The 25125-nt window shown below is 72.5% G+C and carries 15 protein-coding genes, 3 tRNA genes and 1 pseudogene; 6 read left to right on the forward strand and 13 right to left on the reverse strand.

Translation table 11 applies throughout. The features are described from left to right. Window positions 1-274 precede the first annotated feature (274 nt). The 4 genes from ACGFWI_RS03195 to ACGFWI_RS03210 form a co-directional block, all read right to left on the reverse strand. On the reverse strand, window positions 275-2578 hold the full coding sequence (locus tag ACGFWI_RS03195) for an ArnT family glycosyltransferase (RefSeq protein ID WP_393904173.1): 2304 nt from the start codon (window positions 2576-2578) through the stop codon (window positions 275-277). Further along, a complete protein-coding gene (locus ACGFWI_RS03200; RefSeq protein ID WP_393904174.1) occupies window positions 2575-3906 on the reverse strand; it encodes a glycosyltransferase in 1332 nt (443 codons plus the stop codon). The genes ACGFWI_RS03195 and ACGFWI_RS03200 overlap by 4 nt, the downstream gene beginning before the upstream one ends. Before the next feature lie 291 nt (window positions 3907-4197). Beyond that, complete coding sequence (locus tag ACGFWI_RS03205) at window positions 4198-5697, reverse strand: ATP-binding protein (RefSeq protein WP_393904175.1); 1500 nt, start codon at window positions 5695-5697, stop codon at window positions 4198-4200. A gap of 226 nt (window positions 5698-5923) precedes the next feature. Next, window positions 5924-6679, reverse strand: coding sequence for a response regulator transcription factor (locus ACGFWI_RS03210; RefSeq protein WP_393904358.1), 756 nt, complete (start codon window positions 6677-6679; stop codon window positions 5924-5926). Window positions 6680-7121: 442 nt separating this feature from the next. On the opposite strand from ACGFWI_RS03210, the gene ACGFWI_RS03215 reads away from it, so the two are divergent. Further along, window positions 7122-7721 (forward strand): NADPH-dependent FMN reductase, encoded by a 600-nt coding sequence (locus ACGFWI_RS03215; RefSeq protein ID WP_393904176.1) that lies wholly within the window; start codon window positions 7122-7124, stop codon window positions 7719-7721. 107 nt (window positions 7722-7828) lie between these two features. Here ACGFWI_RS03215 and ACGFWI_RS03220 read toward each other — a convergent pair whose 3' ends face one another. From ACGFWI_RS03220 to ACGFWI_RS03230, 3 genes are all read right to left on the reverse strand, one after another. Then, the gene (locus ACGFWI_RS03220; RefSeq protein WP_393904177.1) at window positions 7829-8704 is read right to left on the reverse strand and encodes an amidohydrolase family protein; all 876 of its coding nucleotides are present in this window, start codon (window positions 8702-8704) and stop codon (window positions 7829-7831) included. A gap of 319 nt (window positions 8705-9023) precedes the next feature. Then, entirely contained in the window at window positions 9024-10034 is a 1011-nt protein-coding gene (locus tag ACGFWI_RS03225) for a DUF2797 domain-containing protein (protein WP_393904178.1), read from the reverse strand. Window positions 10035-10220: 186 nt separating this feature from the next. After that, window positions 10221-11288 (reverse strand): GlxA family transcriptional regulator, encoded by a 1068-nt coding sequence (locus tag ACGFWI_RS03230; RefSeq protein ID WP_393904179.1) that lies wholly within the window; start codon window positions 11286-11288, stop codon window positions 10221-10223. Window positions 11289-11359: 71 nt separating this feature from the next. On the opposite strand from ACGFWI_RS03230, the gene ACGFWI_RS03235 reads away from it, so the two are divergent. Then, window positions 11360-12151: an NAD(P)H-dependent oxidoreductase gene (locus ACGFWI_RS03235; RefSeq protein ID WP_393904180.1), complete on the forward strand. Its 792-nt coding sequence runs from the start codon at window positions 11360-11362 to the stop codon at window positions 12149-12151. Window positions 12152-12223: 72 nt separating this feature from the next. Here ACGFWI_RS03235 and ACGFWI_RS03240 read toward each other — a convergent pair. Then, a tRNA-Met gene (locus ACGFWI_RS03240) sits at window positions 12224-12297 on the reverse strand. A gap of 158 nt (window positions 12298-12455) precedes the next feature. Here ACGFWI_RS03240 and ACGFWI_RS03245 point away from each other — a divergent pair. After that, window positions 12456-13130: a hypothetical protein gene (locus tag ACGFWI_RS03245; RefSeq protein ID WP_393904181.1), complete on the forward strand. Its 675-nt coding sequence runs from the start codon at window positions 12456-12458 to the stop codon at window positions 13128-13130. Window positions 13131-13768: 638 nt separating this feature from the next. Here the strand turns inward: ACGFWI_RS03245 and ACGFWI_RS03250 are convergent. The 3 genes and pseudogenes from ACGFWI_RS03250 to ACGFWI_RS03260 all read right to left on the reverse strand — a co-directional run bounded on the left by ACGFWI_RS03250 (window position 13769) and on the right by ACGFWI_RS03260 (window position 15190). Next, a tRNA-Arg gene (locus ACGFWI_RS03250) sits at window positions 13769-13841 on the reverse strand. A gap of 133 nt (window positions 13842-13974) precedes the next feature. Then, window positions 13975-14558: pseudogene (locus ACGFWI_RS03255) on the reverse strand (phosphohydrolase). A 541-nt stretch (window positions 14559-15099) separates the two neighbouring features. Continuing rightward, window positions 15100-15190, reverse strand: a tRNA-Ser gene (locus tag ACGFWI_RS03260). A gap of 164 nt (window positions 15191-15354) precedes the next feature. On the opposite strand from ACGFWI_RS03260, the gene ACGFWI_RS03265 reads away from it, so the two are divergent. Together ACGFWI_RS03265 and ACGFWI_RS03270 are read left to right on the forward strand one after the other, a co-directional pair. Beyond that, on the forward strand, window positions 15355-16164 hold the full coding sequence (locus tag ACGFWI_RS03265; RefSeq protein ID WP_393904182.1) for an SSI family serine proteinase inhibitor: 810 nt from the start codon (window positions 15355-15357) through the stop codon (window positions 16162-16164). Window positions 16165-16356: 192 nt separating this feature from the next. Further along, on the forward strand, window positions 16357-20667 hold the full coding sequence (locus ACGFWI_RS03270) for a PAS domain-containing protein (protein ID WP_393904183.1): 4311 nt from the start codon (window positions 16357-16359) through the stop codon (window positions 20665-20667). A gap of 237 nt (window positions 20668-20904) precedes the next feature. On the opposite strand, the gene ACGFWI_RS03275 is transcribed toward ACGFWI_RS03270, so the two are convergent. Further along, a complete protein-coding gene (locus ACGFWI_RS03275; protein WP_393904184.1) occupies window positions 20905-22554 on the reverse strand; it encodes a long-chain fatty acid--CoA ligase in 1650 nt (549 codons plus the stop codon). A 303-nt stretch (window positions 22555-22857) separates the two neighbouring features. On the opposite strand from ACGFWI_RS03275, the gene ACGFWI_RS03280 reads away from it, so the two are divergent. After that, window positions 22858-23100, forward strand: coding sequence for a hypothetical protein (locus ACGFWI_RS03280; protein ID WP_393904185.1), 243 nt, complete (start codon window positions 22858-22860; stop codon window positions 23098-23100). A gap of 40 nt (window positions 23101-23140) precedes the next feature. Here the strand turns inward: ACGFWI_RS03280 and ACGFWI_RS03285 are convergent, their stop codons facing one another. Then, window positions 23141-24967 (reverse strand): SpoIIE family protein phosphatase, encoded by a 1827-nt coding sequence (locus ACGFWI_RS03285; RefSeq protein WP_393904186.1) that lies wholly within the window; start codon window positions 24965-24967, stop codon window positions 23141-23143. Window positions 24968-25125: the final 158 nt, after the last annotated feature.

Raw genomic sequence — 25125 nt, forward strand, 5'->3', positions numbered from 1 at the left:
TACGGTGCGAGCGGTGACTTACATCGTACAGGGAGAGCTATACGCCGTACATTTGGTTTCGGCCGTACGGGGGGTGGAGCCGGATGACGTGGCCCGGGGAGCGCGGGGCCGTGGGCCGGGGAGCGAGGCATGAGCCGGGGGGGCGGGCCGTTGCTGCGGATGGGCCGCCCGGGGCAGGCCTTCCACCTTCCGACTCATGCCCTCGGAGTCACGCTTCCGGGTCACGCCTTTGGGTCACGGTCACGCCTTCCGGGTCACGCTCTCCGGGGCCCGGTCAGGCTTTCCGGGTCAGGTCGTAGAAGGTGGCGCTGCCGACGGTGACCTTCCGGAAGGTTTTCTCCACCCAGGAAGTGATCTTCGACGAGCCGCCGCCCCGGCCGCCGCCAGGGCCGCCCTTCCCGCCACCGGGACCGCCCTGCCCGCCCGCGATGAAGTAGTGGATCTTTCCGTCCGCGACCTCCTTCTTGAACTGGCTGAGGGTCGGCGACGGGTCACTCCCGTTGAAGCCGCCGATCGCCATCACCGGCTTCTCGGTGGCGAGTTGGTAGCTCGCCGCATTCTGCGAGGCGATCGCCGCGGCGGCCCAGGTGTAGTCCCCGGCGTCCTTCTCCAGCAGCGCCTTGGCCTGGGTGCTCACCTTGCTGCCGTTGAGCAGACCGCCCATGCCGCCCATCCGCCCGGCGCCACGCTCACCGAAGCCGCCCATGCCGCCGGGGAAGCCCCGCCGACCGCCTTGGTGCCGGCCACCGGCGCCCTGCCCAGGGAACCGGCCCGGGTTGGTGGCCTGGTTGTTGCCCTGGTTGCTGCCCTGCTTGGCGCCCTGGTTGTTGCCCTGGGGTCCGCCCTGGCCCTGGCCCGGGCCGCCCGGCATGCCGCCGTTGTTGCCACGCCACATACCGGGCCGCCCGCCACCCGGGAAGCGGCCGCCGGGCCCGCCCATGCCGCCTCGCACCGTGGGGCCGGCGGTGATGATCGACCCGCTCTTGGGCGTGTTGACCGTTTGGAGCGTGTACGCGACCGGACCGGCCAGCGCCGTTGCCACCCCGAGCCCGGCCGCCAGCACCGCGAGGCGTCGGCCCGTCCACAGCGGGGAGCGTTCCGATGCTCCGCCCCGTGCCTGCTCCTCGTCCCGCGTCGCCTGCTCCCCGCCCCGCGCCGACGCTCCCGCCCGTACCGGCAGCAGCAGCCCCAGCGCCGACAGCAGACCGAGGGCCGGCACCGTCCAGCGCAGCCACGGCAGCCAGTCCGGCGACCGGTTCAGCAGCACGTACGACCATCCGGCGGTCACTGCGACCGTCACGGCCAGCACGAGCGAGGCGGCCCGCCCGCCGCGCCGCCACAACAGCGTCGCGCCCATCCCGACCAGCGCCGCGATATACGGAGCCAGCGCGATGTTGTAGTACTGGTGGAAGATCCCGGACATGAAGCTGAAGGTCGTGAAGGTCATCAGCAGCGCGCCGCCCCACACCAGGAACTCCGCCCGCTGACCGGCCTGTTCGGCATCGGTCGCGCGCCGGGCCCGCCACAGCAGCCACACGCCCGCGACCAGCAGGATCAGCGCCGCAGGCAGCAGCCACGAGATCTGCCCGCCCATGTCGGACGAGAACAGCCGGGTGACCCCGGTCTCCCCCCATCCGCCACCGCCACCGGGACGGCCACCGCCCCCGCCGACACTGCCGGTCTCATTGCCGCTGATCCGCCCGAAGCCGTTGTAGCCGAAGGTCAACTCCAGGAAGCTGTTGTGCTGCGAGCCGCCGATGTACGGGCGCGAGGACGCGGGCCACAGCTCGACGACCGCCACCCACCAGCCACCGGACACCACGATCGCCAGCCCCGCGAGCAGCAGCTGCCCGAACCGCCGGCGCAGCGCCACCGGCCCGCACCAGACATAGATCACGGCGAGCGCCGGCAGGATCAGCCACGCCTGCAGCGTCTTGGTGAGAAAGCCCAGGCCGAAGCAGACCCCGGCCAGCACCAGCCACTTCGTACGGCCGTCCTCAAGCGCCCGCAGGACGGCGGCGATCGCACAGACCATCAGGAGACACAGCAGCGCATCGGGGTTGTTGAACCGGAACATCAGCGCCGCGACCGGCGTCACGGCCAGCGCCCCGCCGGCCAGCAGCCCCGCCCCCGCACCGAACCGCCGCCGTATGACCCCGTAGAGCACCCCGACCGTCGCCACACCCATCAGCGCCTCGGGCACCAGGATCGCCCACGAGCTGAGCCCGAAGAGCCGTACGGACAGCGCCATCGGCCACAGCGCGGCCGGCGGCTTGTCGACGGTGATGGAGTTCGCCGCGTCGGAGGAGCCGAAGAAGAACGCCTTCCAGCTCTCGCTGCCGGCTTGCACCGCGGCCGAGTAGAACTGGTTGGCATAACCGGAGGAGGACAGACTCCAGAGGTAGAGCGCGGCCGTGACCAGCAACAACGCCAGCAGCGCGGGCCGCGCCCAGCGCGCATCGGAGGCGGTCTCCGACGCCGCCCGGGGAGCGGCGACCGATGCCGGCGCTCGTCCGCGCGAGGTGAACGGGGGCCGGTACGACGGCTGGGCCGGCGTGGCGGACGGGGGCGGGGTCATCGAACGCTCCTGGTCAGGTCGTGGTGGTCGTGGTGGTCGTGCGTGGTGGGCGGCTGCGGTGCGTCGGCGTCGTCGCGCCGCTCACGGTCCGGGAAGACCCAGGCGCGGAAGAGCAGGAACCGCAGCACCGTCGCCGCGAGGTTGGCGGCCACCAGCACCGCGAGTTCGGTGCCGTGCGAGGAGTCGCCGCCGGCGGCGTCGAGGGCGGCCAGGGAGCCGCTGGTCAGCGCCAGCCCGATGGCGAAGACCACCAGCCCCTGGGCCTGGTGGCGGACCGCCCGGTCCCGGCCCCGCACCCCGAAGGTCAGCCGCCGGTTGGCCGCCGTATTGGCCAGGGCGGACACCAACAGCGCCACCGCATTGGCGAGTTGGGGCCCCGCCCCGAGCCGGAAGAGGGAGTAGAGGCCGAGATAGAGCAGGGTGCTGAGCCCGCCGACGACACAGAAACCGACGAGCTGACGGGCCAGGCCGCCGGGCACCCCGGACAGCTCACGGTCGCGCGGGTCGTCCCCGAACGGCCGGGCGAGCCGGTCCAGCGGCAGCGCGCCGGTCGCCAGCGCCCGCCCCACCCGCCATACGCCCTTGAGGTCGTCGGTGGCCGTCCGCACCAGCTGCACGGTGCTGTCGGGGTCGTCGACCCAGTCCACCGGCACCTCGTGGATCCGCAGCCCGGCCCGCTCCGCGAGCACCAGCATCTCGGTGTCGAAGAACCATCCGGTGTCCTCGATCATCGGCAGCAGCCGCGCGGCGACATCGCCGCGGATGGCCTTGAACCCGCACTGCGCATCGGAGAAGCGTGCCGAGAGCGAGCCGCGCAGGATGAGGTTGTACATACGCGAGATGAACTCCCGCTTCGGGCCGCGCACCACCCGCGCACTACGGCTGAGCCGGGAGCCGATCGCCAGGTCCGAATGCCCGGAGATCAACGGGGCGACCAGCGGCAGCAGCGCGTTGAGGTCAGTGGACAGATCGACGTCCATGTAGGCCAGCACCGGTGCCTCGGAGAGCGACCACACCGTGCGCAGCGCCCGCCCGCGCCCCTTCTGCTCCAGCCGTACCGCCGTGACCTCGTCGATCGCGTCGTCGAGCACGGCGGCGACCTCCGGCGTACGGTCCGTGCTCGCGTTGTCGGCGATGGTGATGCGGAAGCCGTACGGGAAGGTGCGGGCGAGGTGCTCGTGCAGCCGCCGCACACACGGTTCGAGATCGCGCTCCTCGTTGTAGACGGGGATCACCACATCGAGGACGGTCGCGATCTGACCGAGCCGCAGATGCTCGCGCGGTGGCAGGGAGCCCAGCGGGGTGCGGGGCGGCTGTGTCGTTGTCATGTGGACGACATTCGCCAACCGCGCTGTCATGGCCGTGTGCTGAGGCTGTGTTCTGGCTGTGAGGGGGAGCGGGGGGATCAGGGGCTTCGGGGGGGGAGCGGGGCGTGAGGGTGCCGGGGGGGGCGGAGGGTGCCGGGAGGGCGGAGGGGCGAGGAGGGCGGACAAGGGTGCGGGCGGGTGGTGCGGCGGGCGCCTGCGGTGGTGCCTGCGTCCCGTGGTCGGTCCGTAGCGTCCCTTGGGCGGTGCCTGGCCCCCCGTGGGCGGTACCTGCCCTCCGCCCGTGGCCGGTGTCTAGCCTCCCGCCGGTGCCTCCGGCCCCGTGGCCGGTGCGTGCCGCCGCGCAGCCGGTGCCTTAGAGGCGGCCACCGCCGCCGTCGGCAGCGTCACCGTGAAGACCGTCCGCCCCGGCACACTGCCGACCCCGACCGTGCCACCGTGCGCGGCAACCACCGCCTGGACGATGGCGAGGCCGAGCCCCGTGCTCCCGGCAGCACGCGAACGCGAGGCGTCACCCCGCGCGAACCGCTCGAAGACATGCGGGAGGAGAGCGGCCGGAATGCCGGGCCCGTCGTCCTCCACCTCCAACTGGACGACGTCGCGGCGCCCGGCAGTACGGCCGGCAGTGCGCACCCGCGCGGTCACCGTGGTCCCCTCGGGCGTATGCGTACGGGCATTGGCCAGCAGATTCACCAAGATCTGGTGCAGCCGCCCGCCATCGCCGCACACCAAAGCCGGCTCATCGGGCAGCTCCAGCCGCCACCGGTGGCCGGGCCCCGCCACCCGCGCATCGCTCACCGCATCCACCACCAGCGGCGACAGGTCCGTGCTCTCGTACGAGAGCGGGCGCCCGGAATCGAGCCGGGCCAGCAGCAACAGGTCCTCCACCAGCCCCGTCATCCGCTCCGCCTCCGACTCGATCCGCCCCAGGGCGTGCCGGGTCTCCGGCCCTGGCTGCTCCCGCCCGCGCCGGGTCAGCTCGGCATAGCCCCGGATCGAGGCGAGCGGCGTCCGCAGCTCATGGCTGGCGTCGGCGACAAACCGCCGCACCCGCATCTCGCTCTCCTGACGGACCGAGAGCGCCGAGCCGACATGCCCCAGCATCCGGTTCAGCGCCGCACCGACCTGCCCCACTTCCGTACGGCCGTCCGACTCGGACACCGGCACCCGGACATGCAGCGCCACCTCGCCCTGGTGCAGCGGGAGTTCGGAGACCCGGGTGGCGGTGGCGGCGACCCGGCGCAGGGGTCGCAGGGCGATGCCGACCATGGTGGAACCGGCGATGCCGGCCGCGATCAGCCCGGCGACCGTCACACACTCCTCGATGACCACCAGTTGGCTGACCGTGTCCTGCACCTTGCCGAGCGGAAGACCGAGCGCCAGCGAGCCGTCCCTGGCGGACATCACCCGGTAGTCACCGAGCCCCGGCAGTTCGGCGGTGTGCGGGTTGCCGTCCCGCGGCACCGTGTTCAGCGCCGCGACCTGCACCTCGGACAGCGGCGCCAGCCGATCCCCGGGCAGCCGGTTGGTCGAGTTGTTCAGCCTGGCGCCGTCCTTGGTCGTGCCGTCGGGCCCGAACAGCGCCCCCACCGTCTCCAGGGGCTGACCGCCCATCGCCACGAAGTCCAGGGTCCGCGTACGCCGCGGATCATGCGGCCGCGGGCCGCCCTGGGCATGCTTCACGGAATCCCGCAGCTGGTGGTCCAACTGCCCTTGCAGATAGGAGTGCAGCGCAATGGTCGTCACCGTGCCGATCACGGCCCCGACGACAGCGATCAGCGCAACCGCCGACACGACGAGCCGGGTCCGGAGCGACCAGCGGCGGCGGGGGGTGGGAGGTGGAGTGGCGGGGCTTGCGGGGGGTGTCGAGGGGGCAGGGGGTGTCGGGGCGGATGTCGGGGCTGCGGTGGCCGGGCCTGCGGGAGCCGGGCCTGCGGGAGTGCCGTGGGTGACCGGAGTGCCGTGGGTGGCCGGGGTACCAGGACCGGCCGGTCCGGTGGCCGAGGTTCGAGGCACCGGCCTACCCACCCGGCTTGATGAGGTAGCCCGCGCCGCGCCGGGTGTGAATCATCGGCGCCCGCCCCGCGTCGATCTTCCGCCGCAGATAGGAGATATACAGCTCCACGACGTTGGCCTGGCCGCCGAAGTCATAGCTCCAGACCCGGTCGAGGATCTGGGTCTTGCTCAGCACCCGCCGCGGATTGCGCATCAGATAGCGCAGCAACTCGAACTCGGTGGCGGTCAGATGGATCTCCTGGCCGTCGCGCCACACCTCATGGCTGTCCTCGTCGAGCACCAGATCGCCCACGGTCAGCCGCGACTCGCTCCGCGCGGCGGCCGCCCCGGCCCGGCGCAGCAGCCCCCGCAGCCTGGCCACCACCTCTTCCAGGCTGAACGGCTTGGTGACATAGTCGTCGCCGCCCGCCGTCAGCCCGGCGATCCGGTCCTCGACCGCGTCCTTGGCGGTCAGGAACAGCACCGGCACATCCGGCAGTTCCCGCCGCAACCGTCCGAGCACCGTCAGCCCGTCCATGTCCGGCAGCATCACATCGAGCAGCACCGCATCCGGCCGCCAACTACGGGCGCAGCGCAGCGCCCCCGCGCCGTCCCCTTCCGCGCGGATGTCCCACCCCTCGTAGCGCAGGGCGAGCGACAGCAGATCGGCGAGCGAGGACTCGTCGTCCACGACCAGCACCCGCACGGGGCTGCCGTCGGGCCGCAGCAGCTCCGGCTGCTTTCCGGGCGCGCCCCTGGAGGACGAGGCCGAAGCCGGCATACGAAACGACGCTGAGGACGACGAAGTCACGGTCATGCCCGTGATCCTGGCCCGCCCCCCTGAGAGCTCCCTTGCGCCTTCCTGTGAATCTCCTGAGAATCCCCCGTGCTTGGTCCCGAGCCCGGGGGCCGCTGCCTCCCCTCGCGGGCTTCCTCCCTCCCCCGGGCCCCCTGCCCACCCCCTCACCCCACCCCTCACCGGCCGCCGTTGGCCCCCGCCAACCGCCTGCCGGCCCTTGACCGACCTGGGCCGCCCCCCGCGCGGTCCAGGTCGATCACCACTCCTTAAGCATCGCACCTGCCACTGACAATCGCTCTGACCAGCACCTTTACCGCCATACGGAAAGCCCGCGGGGTGCTCCGGCAACCGTCCGCCGCGCCCTTCTCCTCCCTCCGCCCGCACCGCCCCATCCCGTGCGGCGTACCGCGGATACCGTCACCCCATGAGACTCCTCGCCCTCTCCGGCAGTCTGCGTGCGCGCTCCTCCAACGGCGCGGTGCTGCGCTCCGCTCTGGCCTTCTGGGACGGCCCGACCGCCACCGCGGACATCGGCACGCTCCCGCACTTCAACCCCGACCTGGACGGCGAGGACGCCACACCCCCGGCCCCGGTAGCCGCCCTGCGCACCGCGGTCGCGACGGCCGACGCCCTGCTCGTCGTCAGCCCCGAGTACGCGCACGGTGTCCCCGGCGTCCTGAAGAACGCCCTCGACTGGCTGGTCAGCAGCGGCGAATGCGTCACCAAGCCGATCGCGGTGATCACCGCCTCGCCGTTCCCGACCGGCGGCGACCACGCCAACGCCCAGCTCCGCGAGACCCTGCGCATGATGACCGGCGAGGTCGTCGCGGCCGCCTGCCGCGAAATCCCCGCCATCGGCCCGAAGATCGATCCCACTACGGATCGCGTGACGGACGAGTCCACCCTGTCCGATCTGCGCGCGGCCCTGTCTCATCTGGCCGCAGCCGCCGCCCCCTCACCTCCGAACGGCCCTGATCGCGCCGAACCTCTGAACTGCGCCCCACCCACGCCCGGACGGCCCTGAACGCGCCGAACTACGCCCCACTCACGCCCAGAAGGCCCTCAGCACCCAGCACACCGCCCCTTACCTCCCCTGGACGAAGCGGCCCCGGCCCCGCCCCGACCCCCGGCTCACACCCCGAACAACCGCGCCGCATTCCCGTAACAGACCCCCCGCAGCCACTCCTCACCCAGCTCCAGCCGGGCAACCGCCTCCAGCGCATGCGCGTACCCATACGGGATGTTGGGGAAGTCACTGCCGAACAGCACCCGGTCGCCGAGGTCCGTGAGCCGGCCGCGTTCCGCCCGCGGGAACGGCGCGATCCGCTCGGAGAAGTCCGTGAAGGCCATCGTCGTATCGAGGTGCACGCCCGGATAGCGCTGCGCAAGGTCCAGGAAGTCGACGTACTCCGGCATCCCCATGTGCGCGATGATCAGTCGCAGCCGGGAATGGCGGGCCAGCAGCCGCCCGATCGGCTCGGGCCCGGTGTGTTTGCCCGGGGCCGGACCCGACCCGCAGTGGATGACCACCGGCACCCCCGCCTCCGCGAGGGCACCCCACACGGGGTCGAGCAACACATCGGCCGGGTCATACCCGCCCACCTGCACATGCGCCTTGAAGACCCGTGCCCCGCCCGCCAGTTCGGCACGCACATACGCCGCAGCGCCGTCCTCCGGAAAGAAGGTCGCGGTCCGCAGACAGTCGGGCGTACGGGAGGCGAAATCGGCCGCCCAGCCGTTCAGCCACTGCGCCATTCCCGGCTTGTGCGGATAGACCATCGACGTGAAGGCCCGCACGCCGAAGCCACGCAGCACCGCCAGCCGCTCGTCCTCCTCGAACCGGTACGCGATCGGCCACGCCCGCCCCACCAGCGGCCCGGCCGCGTCGAAGTACGCCCAGACCTTCGCCATCACCCGCTCGGGCATGAAGTGCGTATGCACATCGATCAGCCCCGGCAGCCCCAACTCCCGCCAGAATGCGCCGACCCGCTCATCACCATCCGCCACGCCGGGCCCTCCCCTCACGTCCCCTTACGGCTCCGGCCACTCCGGTACCGCTCACTACGGCCGCACCCGCGACGCCCTACCCTGCGCAAGCCGACGCAACGCGCTCAGCCGCCACCACGCACTCAGCCACCGCACCGTGCTCAGCCCCCGGACCCGCGATCTACCTGCACACGGCATCTAAACGCCCCGGCCCGGCCCGGAACAACCCCTCAACCGCTTCCCCGGCGAGCCCCGCAAGCCCCGCCCGCCACCAGACCCGCGCCCCCTCCCCCCACGAGCCCACTCCATCCAGACCCGGCCCCCTGCAGAACAACCCCTCTCAGAACAACCCTTCCTGGCGCCCCTTCTCCCTCTCCTCCCCCTCCCGTTCCCCCGCCCCCGGCACCGCGCCCCGCACCGGCACCGTCGTCACCCGCCCCACAGCCGCCCCCAGCACCCACCCCGACAACACCCGCGCATCCATCACCGCAACCACCCCACCGGACCCGCCCGTCCCACCGGCCCGGCCCGGCCCAGCTGCGGCCCCGGCCGCTCCTCCCCCTTCCCAGCCCCCCGCCAACCGCAGATACACATCGGACCCCACCCCGGTCAGCACCTCCCCCACGATCTCCGCCCCGGACGTCATCCCGCCCAGCTCCGCCACCGCCCCCGGAATACGGTCGAGCCCGAACAGCTCCGTATGGTCCGCACAGGCGAACTCCACCGGCTGCAGCGTCTCCGGCCAGCCCGGCAACTCCCGGGCGTCCGCGTGTAGTTGAGCCAGCTCCGCGGCGCGTTCCGGCACCTGGGGCAGCGCCCCACGAGCCGTCCGTTTCGCCGCCTTCGCCAACCGGTCGGGTACCGCCAGCGCGCTCCCCAGCAGCACCTCCGCCCGCCGCGCCGCCATCAAGGGCCCGCGCCCCAGCCATGCGTACGCCACCGCCCCCTGCTCCACCAGCCGGGCCGGCCCGCGCTCGACGGCCGTGATCCCCACCTTGAGCAGGCCGGGGCCGAAGTACGCGAGGTAGACGCCGTACGGGCGCGGATCATCGGCCATGGTGTCCGCAGCCACCGAACGCGACCGGTCCAGCTGGGCGCACCGCGCGCACTGGTCCTTGGCACTCGCACCGTCGAGCTCCGCACCGTACGGACACACGATCCAGCGGCCGGCTCGCCGCACGCCCAGACAGCGCCGCTCCCCCTGCGCGGCGAACGCCAGCACCTTGCCCGCGGGGAGCATGCTCACCCGCTCCTCGCCCCGCTCGGCGCAGTACCAGCCGAGCCGCTGCCCGAACCGCCCCGCCGGCTCCGGCCCGCCGCCTGACCAGCGCGGTCCCGTACATCGCCACACACCGCCAGCGTACGACCACCCACTGACAACGCCGCCCGCACGCAAGGCCCCGCCCGGCCTCGGACCGACGCCCCCACAACGCCCCGCAGCACCCCCAGCACCCACCCCGACAACTCCCGGCGCCTACCGCCCCACACCCACCGTCCCCACCCGCACCCAGCCCCCGGCCTCACCCCGCACCAGACCTCACGCCACCAGCCCGCCGCCGCCCCCACTCCCCGGCCCCCGGAACGTGCTCCGATAGGCCCGCGGCGACACCCCCAGCGCCGACTGCAGATGCATCCGCAGCGAGGCCGCCGTCCCGAAGCCCGCCTCCGCCGCGATCCGGTCCACCGTCAGCTCCGTCTCCTCCAGCAACTGCCGGGCCCGCTCGATCCGTTGCTGCGTCAGCCACTGCAGCGGCGAGATCCCGACCTCCTCCCGGAACCGCCGGGTGAAGGTCCGTACGCTCATCGACTCCCGTGCCGCCAGCTCCCGCAGGCTGAGCGGCCGGTCCAGATGTTCCAGCGCCCAGGCCCTCGCCACCCCCGTGGAGGACACCTGCGGCTCCGGCACCGGCCGCCGGATGTACTGCGCCTGCCCGCCCTCCCGGTGCGGCGGCACGACCGTCCGCCGCGCCACGTCGTTGGCCACCGCCGCCCCGTGATCGCACCGGACCATGTGCAGACACAGATCGATCCCGGAGGCGACCCCCGCCGCGGTCAGCACATCGCCCTCGTCCGTGTACAGCACATCCGCATCCAGCTCGACGGCCGGGTACAACTGGCGGAAGTCGTCCACCGACCGCCAGTGTGTGGTCGCCCGCCGCCCGTCCAGCAGCCCGGCCGCGGCCAGCACGAACGCCCCCGTACAGATCGACGCGATCCGGGTCCCGGGCCGTATCCGGCCCAGCGCTGCGGCCATCGCCGGATTCAACCGCCCGGCGCCCCGCCCCTCCCCCCGTCCGTAGTCCGTCCCGGACGCCGGTACGACCACGGTGTCGGCCTCCGCCAGCGCCTCCGGCCCGTGCGCGACATTCACCGTGAAATCCGTGTCCGTACGCACCTCACCCGGCTCCAGCGCACAGGTCACCAACTCGTAGAGCCGCTCCCCGTCCGCCGACCGGGCCTCCCCAAAGATCCGGTGCACGATTCCCACCTCGATCGGCAGCATCCCGTCCCGCACCAGCACCGCCACCCGGTGCGGCCGCCCGCCCCCCGGAACCGCCGGCGCATGCCCACCACCACTACCGCTGCCGCTCTCCACCACACTCATGGCCCGATCCTTACACATCATGACCATCGGGCCACTCGATCTCGCCCACCGCTCCCGGGACAGTGGAGGACATGAAGGTCCTCTGGCTGTTCGCCCACCCCGACCAGCGCTCCCTGAGCGGCGCCCTCAAGGCCGAGGGACTACGCACCCTCGACGCCCACGGCCACGAGCACCGCGTCTCCGACCTGTACGCCATGAAGTGGAACCCGGTGGTCGATGCCGCCGACTACGACCACGACCCGGCCGACCGCCTGCTCATCGGGGCGGCCTCGGAGTGCGCCTACTCGGCCGGTCACTTGGCCCCTGACATCCGCGCCGAACAGCAGAAACTCGCCTGGGCCGACACCTTGATCGTCCAGTTCCCCCTGTGGTGGTACGGCATGCCGGCCATCCTCAAGGGCTGGTTCGACCGCGTCTTCGTCAAGGGCTTCGCGTTCGGCATCACCGACCCCGCCACCGGCCGCCCCCAGCGCTACGGCGACGGCAAACTCACCGGCAAGCGCGCCATGGTCATCACCACCGCCGGCGCCCGCGCCGCCACCCTCGGCCCGCGCGGCGTCAACGGAGACCTCAACGACCTCCTCTTCCCCCTCCAGCACGGCACCCTCTGGTACACCGGGATCTCCGTCGTCCCGCCCCTCCTGATCCCCGGCGCGGACCGCACCACCCCCACCGCCTACGCGACCGCCGCCACCCGCCTGCGCGAGCGCCTGCACACCCTCCCCACCACCGAGCCGCTGCCCTTCCGCCACCAGAACGACGGTGACTACGACGACGACCTGCTCCTCCGCCCCCACCTGACCCGCCCCCACACCGGCCCGGCCGCCCACTACACGGCCCCACCGCCACCGGTCCACGACTGAACCGCAGGCACCCGCACGCACAAAAGCCGCAGGCCCAGTGGAATGAAATCCACTGGGCCTGCGGCTTTTCAGTAGCGGGGACAGGATTTGAACCTGCGACCTCTGGGTTATGAGCCCAGCGAGCTACCGAGCTGCTCCACCCCGCGTCGATGAACTGAACATTACGCCACTCCCCCACCAATGCCTAATCGTTTCCTTCACCGCCACCCCACGCCCACACCACCCCCTCTCAACTCACCTCCACAGCAAGCTGGTTGAAGCCCTCCGCACCCACACCCGCTCTCCCTCCTGCAACGCTGCTGTCATGACGCGGCACCTGATAGCAGTCGTCGGCAACAGCCCGGGCGTCGGAAAATCGACCCTCTGCCACTCCCTGGCCGCCTGGATGGCGAACACCGGAGCCACTGTCGACCACTTCCGAGAGGCCGACATCCTCACCCGCCCGGCCTTCCGCCCCGTGGCCGCAGAGTTCGCCGACGGCAACAACAGCGTCCGCCCCGAGACCTTGATCGAATCCACCCGCGCCTCTATCGCCGAGTCCCGCGCCGCCGGCATCGACGTCCTGGTCACCGACGCGCTGCTCCCCTTCATCCCTTCCCTGGTGGCCTGGGGTCACGACGAGCCGTCCATCGCCCATGTCCTGCGCGAGTTGACCACCGCCGTCGAACCGACCCAGGTGACCGTGGTCTACGTTCACGACGACCCCTCGACCGCCCTCCACCGCGCCATCACCCGCGAGGGCCCCGACTGGGAACACTGGTACCTCACCAGACTCGCCCCCTCCCCCGGCACCCGCTCCGTCCACGACCTCCCCTCGGCCGCCACCCACCTACGCCACGAAGCCGCTCTGACCCTGCGCCTTCTGGCCACCACCCCTTGGCACGTCATCACGGTGGACGTCGCCGACCTCGACGCATCCGCCACCGCCGACCACGTCCGCCACCAACTCACCGGACTCATCGACTTCACGCCCCACTGAAGATCCCCCAGCACCCTCTCCCCCCGCCACTGCCCTTACCACCGCCGCGAAGGTCCACGGCCTGAGGTCCCCGGCACCCTGAGCGACATCGGCGCAGGCGCCGACGGCACCGCCTGGGGCGTCAACTCCGGCAACAAGATCTACCGATACACCGGAGACCAGCCGAGCTGAGCTCAGGACACCCGCCCCGCCAACTGGACAGACCCTCAATCTGGACAAGCCCTCAATGGAGCCTGGAGCCGCGTTCTGCATTGACCGGCTCGACACCGCCTCCCAAGGCTGCGCGACGGTTGGGGCCGTGTCCCGGGCGGCCAGCAGCGTGAACGGCTGAGGCAGCCACAACTGGCGCGTGCCGTGGGCTGGTCCAGTTGGTCACGTCGGCTTCTCCGCCCCCGCAGCGACGTACGGGCGCTGCAGGAACGGGCACCTGGGCCACACCGCACACCTGTCACTCGCCCTTGGCCGTCCCCGAAGGCTGCTCAGCACATCCGGCGGCACTCACAGGAGGTCCGCACAGTCCCCGACAAGCCCTCCGAAGCGAGGGGCGGCACCGGCTGACCCCGGTTGCCGTACTTCACCGCAGTACAGACACGACAAAGCCCCCGTCCGGATTACCCGGCGGGGGCTTTGATCTGCTGTGCGCTCGGCAGGATTCGAACCTGCAACCTTCTGATCCGTAGTCAGATGCTCTATCCGTTAAGCTACGAGCGCTTGGCTTTCCGGCGGTTTTTCTTGCCGGTCGGCGTTGCGGGAACAACATTACATGACCTGCGGCGTGAGGCGAAATCCATTACTCGCAGCACCTCTGACCTGCGAAAACGCGCTTCTGGCGGGGTTTGGGAAGCTACTGGGGCCAGGGGGAGTCTTCGATGATCCGGACGAAGTTCGGGCGGGTGTAGTCCTCTTCGAAGCGGTCCAGGACGTCGGCCTTCACATTGCCGAAAGTGGTCTGGGGACGGTGGGCCGGGCCGGCGTGGAAGGCGCGGAGGATGCGGCGCTTGAAGTCGGGGCGTGGGTGGGCGGCGACGACGGCCTCGCGGGTTTCCGCGGGGAGGGTGTCGTAGCCGATGCCGAGGACGTCGAGTTCGACGCCGACTGTGACGAGGGCCACTTCCGGGGCCATGTGGTGCGGGATTTCCGGGGTGGTGTGCAGGGCGATGCCCTCCCAGACCAGGCGGGCGCGGTCCGCGGGGATGCCGCGGGCGGTCAGGAAGGCGCGGGCCTCGTCGGCGCCGTCGAGCTCGAAGCGCTGCTGGGAGGTACGGAACTTCTCGGTGAGACCGAGGTCGTGGAAGAGGGCTCCATCAGGTCGTCGGTGACATCGCGGATCAGCTCGGTCGCTTCCCGGGCGAGTTTGCTGTCGGGGACGGGGATGCCCCCGATGGCGGTACCGGTGTCCGCCGAGGGCGAGCGGTCTTGAGGTGCCATGGGTCCAGGGTGGCGTGGGCGGTCGGATTCCACCCGGTACGCGGGGGCCGGTTGGCCGCGGACGTGGACAGTGGACGGTGGGGAGCGGTGGTGGGGGCCACGCGGTCGGCGTGTGGTGGTGGCGGGGGAGAGAGCGGGCGCGGTGGCCCGTAGGGGTCGGCCATGGCGGATGTGGACGGCGGGCGCGGGCCCTGGGGCGACGAAGCAGCCGTCGGGCGGGGCGACAGCAGCACCTCGGTCGGGAGGAACGCTGCGGCACCTCGGGCTGGGGACGCAGCGGCATCTCAGGCGGGGAACGCAGCAGCACGTGGGGGGCGGGCACCTCGGCCAGGAGGCGCAGCGTAGATCGCCCCGCGCGGGTAGCTCCGGTGCCGTGCACGGAAGAGATCGCCTCGCGTCCGTACAGGAGACCGCCTCGCGTCCGTACACGAGACCGCTACGCAGGAGATCGCTTTGCGGCCGTGGAGAGAAGATCGCTGCGGAGGCGTGTAAAAGCGTTCAGGCCCCGGTCGGTGAGGACCGGGGCCTGAACGAAGAAGAGCGGAGGCGGAGGGATTTGAACCCTCGATGGGGGGTAAGCCCCAAACCGCATTAGCAGTGCGGCGCCATAGACCGGACTAGGCGACGCCTCCACACACCCCACGCGCGCAGGCACGCTGTGGTGTGTCCAGATGATGGCACAGCTCCCAGGGCTGTCACCAATCGCCCCCTACGGTACTAGGCGCGCGGGCCACCCGGCAAAGACGTTCCTGCAGCGCAACGTCGGGGGCGGCGGCGCGTTAGAGGTGTCGGGGCCGTGGCGACTCGCGTCGTCGTGCGCCCCCGGCGTGTACGTACCGCGTACCGCCCCGCACTCGCCTCTCTGGAGCCTGTGATGCCGCACCGCCGGACGTCATTCCTCTTCGCCGCGGCCGCCAGCGCCGCCACCTCGGCCGTGACCCGCCTGACCTCCACCACGGCCGCCGCGGGCCGCGTCTGCGCCACCGCCGCCGTGTCCGTCGTCTCCGTCACCGCGGCGCTGGCCCTGGCGGCGCCCGCCGCGTCGGCCGCGCCGATCCCGCTGCCGTACCACTGGTCCGGGGACGGCATCATCGGCGCGGGTCACCACCCGCCCGCCGATCACCACGGCCTCACCGGTCACGGCACACCCGTTGATCACGGCACACCCGTCGGTCGCGTCACGCCCGGAAGTCGCGTCACGCCCGTAGACCACGACGCACGCGTCGATCACGGCGCACGCGTCGACCACGGCACACCGGTTCGCCACCACGCGCCTACCGATCACCTCACCGTCACCGTCCACCACTCGGGCTTGGCGGCCGCCAACGGCACCTTCGAGCTGTACTGCCACCCGGGCGGCGGCAACCACCGTCACGTCAAGCGCGCCTGCGACAAGCTGGACGGGATGACGAAGTGGGGCAAAGACCCGTTCGCTCCCGTACCTCAGGGCGTGAACTGCACGATGATGTACGGCGGCCCGGCCACCGCGCATGTCACCGGAACCTGGGCGGGACGTCCCGTCAACGCAGATTTCCGGCGCACCAATGGGTGTGAGATCAGCCGCTGGAGCCGCTTCGAACCCCTGCTCCCATCGACCCGTTCATGACCCGGTTCGTGCCCTAGTAGCGCGCCAGGTCAGGACGAGGGGCACATGTCGGGCGTGCGGTGAGTCGCACAAGGTCGTGGCATTACCTCCTCGTCATCCGCCTCCGCGCCTAGGGCAAGTGCCCGTAGACTCCATTCCAGCGATCCGCCACGGTGGGTCGGCAAGGTGCGGTAACAGGGAGGAAGCGTCGTCGTGAGCAGCAGGCCATCCCGAGGCGCTGCTCGCCTCGCAGCCATACTCGACGCCCTCCCCGACGCGCTGTTGCTCGTCAACTGCAACGGCACGGTCGTCAACGCCAACTCCATCGCGCTGGAGACCTTCGAGGCGCCGGGCACGGCCCTGGTGGGGCGCGGGTTGCTCGATCTGCTGCCCTCCTTCGACTCCAAGCGCATTCCGGGCTCCATGCGGCGCCACGACGAGGACACCGAGGGCGGCCGGACGAAGCCGACCCGTATGGTCGCGCGGCGTACGGACGGGACCGAGCTGCTGGTCGAGGTGACCAGCGCCAACCTGGAGGACGGCCGGACTCCGTACGAGTCCGCCTTCGAGGCCGCGTACGCCGATCACCGCAACGGCTACACGGGCAATGAGCTGCTGATGCTCGTCGTCCGTGATCTGACCGGGACGCTGGACACCGAGACCGAGCTGGCCCGCCAGCAGCGGCAGACCGAGATGATTCTGCGGGCCGCGGCCGAGGGCGTGGTCGGCGTCGACGGCGAGGGCAAGGTCGTCCTGGTCAATCCGTCCGCCGCGCAGATCCTGGGGTTCCGGGCGAGCGAGCTGGGCGGCAAGGAGCTGCATCCGCTGATCCACCACTCGCGGGCGGACGGCTCGGCGCTGCCGTGGGAGGACACTCCGCTGGCCGACACCCTCAAGTCCGGGCGCAAGCACCGGGTGCGCGGGCAGGCGCTGTGGGGGAAGGACGGGCGGGCGGTGCCCGTCGATCTGACAACGGCGCCGGTGCGGGACGGCGATCAGCTCGTCGGCGCGGTGATGACCTTCACCGACCGCCGTGCGTACGACTCGCTGGCCGCCCGGCACACCCAGCTGCTGGCGGTGCTCGACCAGGCGCTGCGCGGACCGCTGGAGGAGCTGAAGGGCGAGCTGGGCACGCTCGCCTCCGACCCGGCCGGCCAGCTCTGGCCCGAGGCGAACCAGATCCTGCACCACCTCGCGGCCGGCCATGCCCGGATGACGACGCTGGTGGACAACGTCCTCAGCTATCAGCGGTTGGACTCCGGCAAGGAGAAGCTCAACCGCACGAAGGTTTCGCTGGACGGTGTGGTCGCGGCGGGCGTGGAGGGCGCGATCGAGCTGATCGGGCCGGGCCGGGCGCAGTTCGCGGTGCATGCGCCGCCGATAGAGGCGACGGTCGACGCGGAGCGGATCGCCCAGGCGCTGTCCCATCTGATCGCGGATGTCGCGGGGGTGGACTCGACGGGCCGGATGCCGGCCGGTGAGGCCGGTGATTCGACGATCGTGGTGGCGGCGGCCAAGCGCGGTGATGTCGTACGGATCGAGGTGCGCGGCCCGTTCGGTGGCGGCGACCCGGTCCATGAGCCGATCGTCCGCGGGATCGTGCGGCAGCACGGCGGGCTGATGCAGACGCATGAGGTGCCCGGCGGCGGGCCCGGCGCCGGCGGCAGCGCGTATGTGCTGGAGCTGCCGGTGGCGGCGGACGGCACGACGGTGGACGGTGCGACGGACGGTGCGGACCGGATGGACGGGCCGACCGGCAATGAGACGACGGTGATGCCGGTACCGGCTGCCCACGCGCGGGGCACCCAGGGCAACGCGGCGGACACGGGCAACGGTGACCAGGAGCCGGACGGCGAGGGTCACGAGGGCGGCGAGGGCCACCCCGGTGGTGACGGCGGTTCCGGCGGGTCCGGTGAGTCGCTCGGTGGCGGTGGTGCGGAGCGCGGCGTGGCGGTGCCGGCCCAGGCGGGCGGGGCGCAGCCGACCGGTCGTCGCCGTGCGCGGCACTCGGGCGCGGAGCAGGGCACGCAATCGGGCGGACCGGCCACGGGAGCGGGTGCGGGGCCAAAGGCCGGTGTTCCGCACGGTGCCGTGGGCGACGGACCGCAGGGCGAGACGGGTCCCGGGGCGACCGAGGGCGGCCGGGGGGCTCATCCGCAGCACGGTGATGCCGCGCAGGGTACGCAGGGCGGCCGCCCGGCCGCGGACGGTACGGGGCTGCCGCCGGGCATGGCGGGGGCCGAGTCCGTACCGCCGACCGGCCGGCGCCGGGCCCGGCAGGGCGCCCCGGAGGGCGGCGGGCTGCCCGCGCTCCCCTCCGGAACGAACCAGACATCGGGACAGCAGCCGGGACGCGGACCCGCGGCGGGCACCCAGGGCCGTGGCACGGCAGCCGGTACGCAGAGGCCCGCGACGCCGCCGGCCGACGCGCAGACATCGGCTCCGGCCTCCGCGGCCGGATCGGCTCCGGTTCCGGCCCGTCCGCAGATTCCCGGGCAGAGCTCGGCGTCGGGGCAGACCCCGGCTCCGGGGCAGCCGCGCATTCCCGGTCAGGCACCGGCCCCGGTCGGACCCCAGGGCCTGGGCCCCGTACAGCCGAGCGGTCGGCGGGCGCGCCGGGCGCTGGCCGAGGCCCCCGAGCGGACCGCGCAGGGTGGCCGGGCATCCGCGGCCGCCTCCTCGGGGACGCAGCAGGCCGGTGCGCGTACCGCCTTTGCGCTGCCGCCCGCCGCGGCGGACCGGACCCCGCAGTCGTCGCCCGTGACCGCCGACCAGGTGCCCGCACAGGCCACCGGTCCACAGGACGGCGTCGGCACGGGACGCCGTCGGGCGCGTCGGCCGGTTGCCAACGGCCCGGAGGGGTCGATGCCCGGCGGACAGCCGGGGTACGAGCTGGAAGCAGCCGTCAACTCCGGTGCGGCGCAAGGCGAGTGGGACGGGGAGCCGACCGGCCGGCGGCGGGCCAGACGGGCCGCGGCCGAGGAACGCGCGGCCGCCGCCATGGCCGATTCCGAGTCGTCCGGCACGTTCGTGGCGGGCCCGGAGGGGCTGGTGGCGCAGCCCACCGAACCGGCGGAGGCGACGGATACGGCCACCGGCACGGCGCCCGGCATCGTCCCGACCCAGGACGCCGGTGCACCCCAAGCGCCCGACGCGCCTCAGCCGCCCCACGCCCCCGCCGCCCCGCAAGACCCCCGGGCACCCGACGCTCCCGCCCCCACCGGCCGTCGGCGCGGTCGCCCCAGCCCCGCCGAAGAGGCCGCGGGCCGGCCGCCCGTGCCGCCGCAGGGCGGATCCGCCGCGGCCCCGCACCGGCAGCCGCTGCCGCCCGCGGCCGAGGACGATGCGCACGCCGCGGGACACTCCCACGGGCGGGCGTTCAGCGTGCGCACGCTCGGGCAGGGGGTGCCGTTCGCCCAGCAGATCGCCGACCAGCAGCGCGCGCCGGTGCCGCCCGGCAGCACGCCGCCCGGCGGTACGTCCGCCGGTTCGGGCCGCCGCCGTAAGCTCGCCGCGCCGCCGCAGGAGGGCGAGCGGGCGACGGCCGCCGAGTCCCTGCCGGCCCAGGCGCGTCCGCGCCCCAATGCACCGCAGCCTCAGCAACAACAGCCCAGGCCGCCGGCCCCTCACCAGACCCCCGCCCAGCCCCAGCCGCAGCCCCATCTGATGGACGCCGGCGAGGGCCGGGCCTTTGCCATCTCCGCGCCCGACGAGGGCAGCGAGGGTCCCGAGCCGCTGGACGGCCCGAACGGCGCCATAGAGGTGATGGACCGTCAGCCGATGCCGATGGACGACGAGTTGCCGCCGGAGCCGCTGGACAATCCGCGTCGGCTGCTGGTCTGGCCGGCGCCGGATGTCGCCACCCAGCAGGCGCTGAGCGACCGCGGCTACCGACCGGTGATCGTCAACTCCCGCGAAGAGGTGGACGCCCAGATCGCCGCATACCCGGCGGCGCTCTTCGTCGACCCGCTGACCGGGCCGATCACGCGTACCGCGCTGCAGTCGCTGCGCCAGGCCGCGGGCGCGGCCGAGGTCCCCGTGCTGGTGACCGCCGGGCTGGGGCAGGCCACCCGGGAGGCCGCGTACGGCGCCGACCCGGCCGTCCTCCTCAAGGCGCTGGCCCCGCGCGACAGTGAGGTCCACCCGCCGCGGGTGCTGCTGATCGAGCAGAACGACGACATCGCGGGCGCTCTCACCATGTCGCTGGAGCGGCGCGGGATGCAGGTCGCACGGGCCGGCGGAGACGGCGACGCGGTCACCCTCGCGACGCAGATGCGGCCGAATCTGGTCGTGATGGATCTGATGCAGGTACGCCGCCGACGGGCCGGGATCGTCGACTGGCTGCGCGCCAACGGTCTGCTCGACCACACGCCGCTGGTCGTCTACACCTCCGCCGACATGGACCCGGCGCAGCTGCCGCGGCTGGCCGCCGGCGAGACGGTGCTCTTCCTCGCGGAGCGCTCCACGAGCGCCGAGGTGCAGGCCCGGATCGTCGACCTGCTTTCCAAGATCGGCACGAACTGACCACGGTCGGCAGGGGCCGGCCGGAGGCCTGAGGCGGGCCGGCGGGCCGGCGGGCGGGCCTGGGACGACGGTCGCCGGGGACCCCTACGGCCGGGAGCCCCCTACGGGCCAAGGCGGAGAGCCCTCTCCTGGCCGGCCGGACCCCGTATGCGGACCGGCCGAGCCCGCACGGACAGCCCGCCCGGCCGTACGGACAGCCCGGCCGGGCACCCGTGCCACAGGCGCCCGGCCAACGGCTCACGCCAGCAGTGTCACCTCCAACTCGCCCTGCGCGTACTGCCGGCGCAGCACCTTCTTGTCGAACTTCCCCACGCTCGTCTTGGGCACCGCCGGGATCACCGCCCACCGCTCCGGCAGCTGCCAGCGCGCGATCCGCTCACCGAGGAACGCCTTCAGCTCCTCGTACCCGATGGTCGCGCCCTGGGTGAGCACCACCGTCGCCAGCGGCCGCTCGCCCCACTTGTCGTCCGGTACGGCGACCACCGCGGCCTCCGCGACATGCGGGTGGGCCATCAGATGGTTCTCCAGCTCGACCGAGGAGATCCATTCGCCGCCGGACTTGATGACGTCCTTGGCGCGGTCGGTCAGCGTCAGATAGCCGTTCGGGGTGATGGTGCCGACATCGCCGGTGCGCAGCCAGCCGTCGGGGCTGAACTTGTCCTCGGGGCGCAGCGGTTCGCCCTGCGCGCCGCCGTAGTAGGCGCCGGCGATCCACGGGCCGCGGACCTCCAGCTCGCCCGCGGCCTTGCCGTCGCCGGGGAGCCGTTCGCCGTTGGGGCCGATCAGCCGTGCCTCGACGGAGGCGGCGAAGCGGCCCTGGGTGGCGCGGTAGGCCCACTCGTCGTCGCCGCTGACTCCGGCCGGCGGGTGGGCGACGGTGCCCAGCGGGGAGGTCTCGGTCATGCCCCAGGCGTGCACGACGCGGATGCCGTGCCGCTCCTCGAAGCCGCGCATCAGGGCGGGCGGGCAGGCGGAGCCGCCGATGACGACGGTGCGCAGACAGGAGACATCGCGCTGCGTGGCGTCGAGTGCGGCGAGCAGGCCCTGCCAGATGGTGGGCACGGCGGCGCCGATGGTGGGACGTACGGTCTCGATCATCTCGGCGAGCGGCGCGGGCTGCAGAAAGCGGTCCGGCATCAGCAGCGAGGCGCCGGCCATGAAGGCGGCGTGCGGCAGGCCCCAGGCGTTGACGTGGAACATCGGCACGACGGGGAGCGTGATGTCACGCGAGGTGAGCGCGAACGCCTCGGCGGTGTTGACCTGCATCGAGTGCAGATAGAGCGAACGGTGGCTGTAGAGCACGCCCTTGGGGTCGCCGGTGGTCCCCGAGGTGTAGCAGAGCGCCGCGGCCTCCCGCTCGTCGATCTCCGGCCAGTCGTAGCTCTCCGGCCGCCCGGCGATCAGCTCCTCGTAGTCGTGCACCCGCGCCGGGCCGCCCGCCACCAGGGAGTGGTCGCCGGGGCCGACGACCACGATGTGCTCGACGTTCGGCAGCTGCGGCAGCAAGGGGGCGAGCAGCGGCAGCAGGGTGCCGTTGGCGAGCACGACCCGGTCCTCGGCGTGGTTGACGATCCACACCAGCTGCTCGGCGGGCAGCCGCAGATTGAGTGTGTGCAGCACCGCCCCCATGGAGGGGATCGCGAGATAGGCCTCCAAGTGCTCCGCGTTGTTCCACATGAGCGTGCCGACGCGCTCCTCGTCGGCCACGGACAGCTCGTCGCGCAGCGCATGGGCGAGCTGTGCGGCCCGGCGGCCGACCTCGGCAAAGGTGCGCCGGTGCGGATCTCCCTCGGTCCAGGTGATGACCTGCGACTCACCGTGAACCGTCGACCCGTGGGCCAGGATTCGCGAGACGGTGAGCGGTACGTCCTGCATCGTGCTGAGCACCGGATGCCTCCGCGGTGTTACGGGCGGGTAGTGGTGCTGAGATTGTCGATGCATACCGGCTGGTATGTCACGCCCTCCGAGGTGTGTTCTTACCCGCTCGGGGCGGAATGTGGCCACGCCCGGATCGCCCCGGCGCACGGCAAGGAGCCGCGAGCCCCCTCGTGGCGTCACACACCCGCCCGCCCGGTGGCCGATTCGCCCGGCCGGCCCCGTGGGAGCCCCTGGTAGTCCGTGCCGTCGTTACCCGGCACCGGGTCACTCGGTTATTCGGCTACTCGGTTTCCTCTACTGAAGGAGCGTCCCATGCGCCCCCACCTCGGCCGTTGCCTCGTCCTTGCCGCCCTGGGCGGTGCCGGTGTGCTCGCGGCGTCCGGTGTCGCTCAGGCGGCGCCGCAGGCCGCACCGGCCCACCGGCCTTCCGGCGACGGCCCGTCACTCGGCCGGCCGCTGTTCGGCGGGCAGTTCGATCCCGTCGCCGGTATGGGCGGAGGTGTGATCTCCGGCGGCGGGAAGCCGGTCTTCACCCACGCCGGCAGCAGGTCCTGAGGCGCGGCGGCCGCCGCTCTCCGGCGGTCCGGCCGGCCGCTCACGGGCGCCGGTCGGCCGTCGGGGCCACCGCCTGGAGGACGAGCACCGACAGATCGTCCTCGACGGGCCCGGTGCCGAAGTCGTGTGCGGCGCGCCGTACGTGCTCGGCGAGGGCCTTGGCGCCCAGCCCCATGCCGTCCCGCAGCACCTCGATCAGACCGTCGTTGTCGTCCAACTGCCAGTTGCCGCACCGGCGTTCGGTGACGCCGTCGGTCACGCACAGCAGCGTCTCGCCCGGTGCGAGGACGAAGGAGCTGGCGTGGAATTCGGTGCCCTCGTCGATGCCGAGCAGCATCTGGGGGTCGGAGGCCGGCTCCACGGCGCCGTCGACGAACATGTGCAGCGGTGGCGGGTGGCCGGCGCTGGCGACCGTACAGCGGGCCCCTGGTACGCCCGGATCGACCTCCAGCTCGCCGTACAGCAGGCTCAGGAAGCGGGAGGTGGCCTGCTCGCCGCCCAGTTCCACCGCCTCCGCGCTCTCCTCGGCCATGGCCAGATTCAGCCTGCCGAGCACCGACTCGACACCATGGCCCTCGCGGGCCAGCAGCCGCACCAGATGGCGCGCCAGTCCGGTGACGGACATCGCCTCGGGGTCCTTGCCCTGTACGTCCCCGAGCAGGAAGCACCAGCGGCGGTTGCCCATCGGGAAGACGTCGTAGAAGTCGCCGCCGACGGTCTGCCCCTCGCCGTGCGGCTCATAGACGATCGCCGTGTCGACGCCGACGATGCTGGCGAGCGTCGCGGGCAGCTGCCGGCGCTGGAGCGCCAGGCTGATCGTGGTCTGCCGGGTGTACTGGCGGGCGGTGAACACGGCCTGCGCGACCCGGCGTGCCACGTCCTCGACCATCCGCACCACGGTGTCGGTCATCTGCAGGTGCCCCGCCCGGCCGAGCAGCAGCATGCCCTGGTCGACGTCGCGGGCGACCAGGGGGAAGGCGAGCGCGGACCCGCCCGAGGGAGCCGTGCCGGCGCACTCCGGCCAGGGCCAGGGGGTGCCGGCGGTGCGGATGATGTCGGTCGGCGGGTCCCGTTCCAGTTCGGCACGGAGCGGGCTGATCCGCCGCTCGTCGACATGCCAGACCCGCGACAGCTGCATGCCGCCGCCCTCCGTGGTCAGCCAGATGGCACACCAGTCGGCGAGCCGGGGCACCAGCAGCTGGGCGGCGAGCGCGGTGACCATGTCCTGGTCGAGCTGCCCGGCCAGCAGCTCGCTGGTCTCGGCGAGGAAGGACGGGCCACCGCGGTCGGCCCATTCGGCGGCGAACCCGTGCGGGCGGCCGCGCGGGGTCACGGGGTGGGCCAGGCGTACCGGAGGCTCGGCGCGGCGCGACTCGCGCTGGGGCACGCGGCTGGGGCGCAGGGACTCGCCCTCGGTGGCCTCCAGACGGAACCAGACGGTCTTCACGGCCTGCCGGTAGGTCACGCCCCAGGACTCCGCCAGCGCGCTGACCAGCTGGAGTCCGAATCCCGGCTCTCCGGTGCGGGCGTCGACCCCACCGCGTACGCCCCGGGCGGGATGGCGGTCGGAGACCTCCAGCACCACGCCCACCTTGGCCGGGCGGCGCTCCCCGTCGTCCTCGGCGGCCGGCCGGTCGTGCTCCAGGCGGCAGGTCACATCGATATCGGTACCGGCGTACATCACGGCATTGGTGACCAGCTCGCTGGTGAGCAGAACGGCGTCGTGGATGAGCTCCGCGCTGATCGCCGCCGCGCCGGGCCCTGCCGTGGCAGAAGGAGCGGCCGCCCGTTCGGTGAGCAGCGCGCGCACGAATTTACGTGCACCGGCGGCCGCGAGCTGATTGGCGGGCAGGCCTTTCCGGGACACGGATTCCGTCGCGTGTGGGGAGGACAGCGGTACCACTGCGCCCCCTGAATGTGCCGGGAAAAACTGATTACAAGCGCTTTATACTATGTCATATCTGCCCAAATGGATCACCCTGCCCAACCGGCTTTCTCCACATCGATCACTGGGGGGATGGTGTG

The organism is Streptomyces sp. NPDC048434 (genome assembly GCF_043200375.1).
Classification (GTDB): Bacteria; Actinomycetota; Actinomycetes; order Streptomycetales; family Streptomycetaceae; genus Streptomyces.

Coding starts and splice junctions, on each gene's coding strand:
- ACGFWI_RS03195 (WP_393904173.1), bottom strand. CDS start 2,578: ATGACCCCGCCCCCGTCCGCCACGCCGGCCCAGCCGTCGTACCGGCCC.
- ACGFWI_RS03200 (WP_393904174.1), bottom strand. CDS start 3,906: ATGACAACGACACAGCCGCCCCGCACCCCGCTGGGCTCCCTGCCACCG.
- ACGFWI_RS03210 (WP_393904358.1), bottom strand. CDS start 6,679: ATGCCGGCTTCGGCCTCGTCCTCCAGGGGCGCGCCCGGAAAGCAGCCG.
- ACGFWI_RS03215 (WP_393904176.1), top strand. CDS start 7,122: ATGAGACTCCTCGCCCTCTCCGGCAGTCTGCGTGCGCGCTCCTCCAAC.
- ACGFWI_RS03230 (WP_393904179.1), bottom strand. CDS start 11,288: ATGAGTGTGGTGGAGAGCGGCAGCGGTAGTGGTGGTGGGCATGCGCCG.
- ACGFWI_RS03235 (WP_393904180.1), top strand. CDS start 11,360: ATGAAGGTCCTCTGGCTGTTCGCCCACCCCGACCAGCGCTCCCTGAGC.
- ACGFWI_RS03245 (WP_393904181.1), top strand. CDS start 12,456: ATGACGCGGCACCTGATAGCAGTCGTCGGCAACAGCCCGGGCGTCGGA.
- ACGFWI_RS03280 (WP_393904185.1), top strand. CDS start 22,858: ATGCGCCCCCACCTCGGCCGTTGCCTCGTCCTTGCCGCCCTGGGCGGT.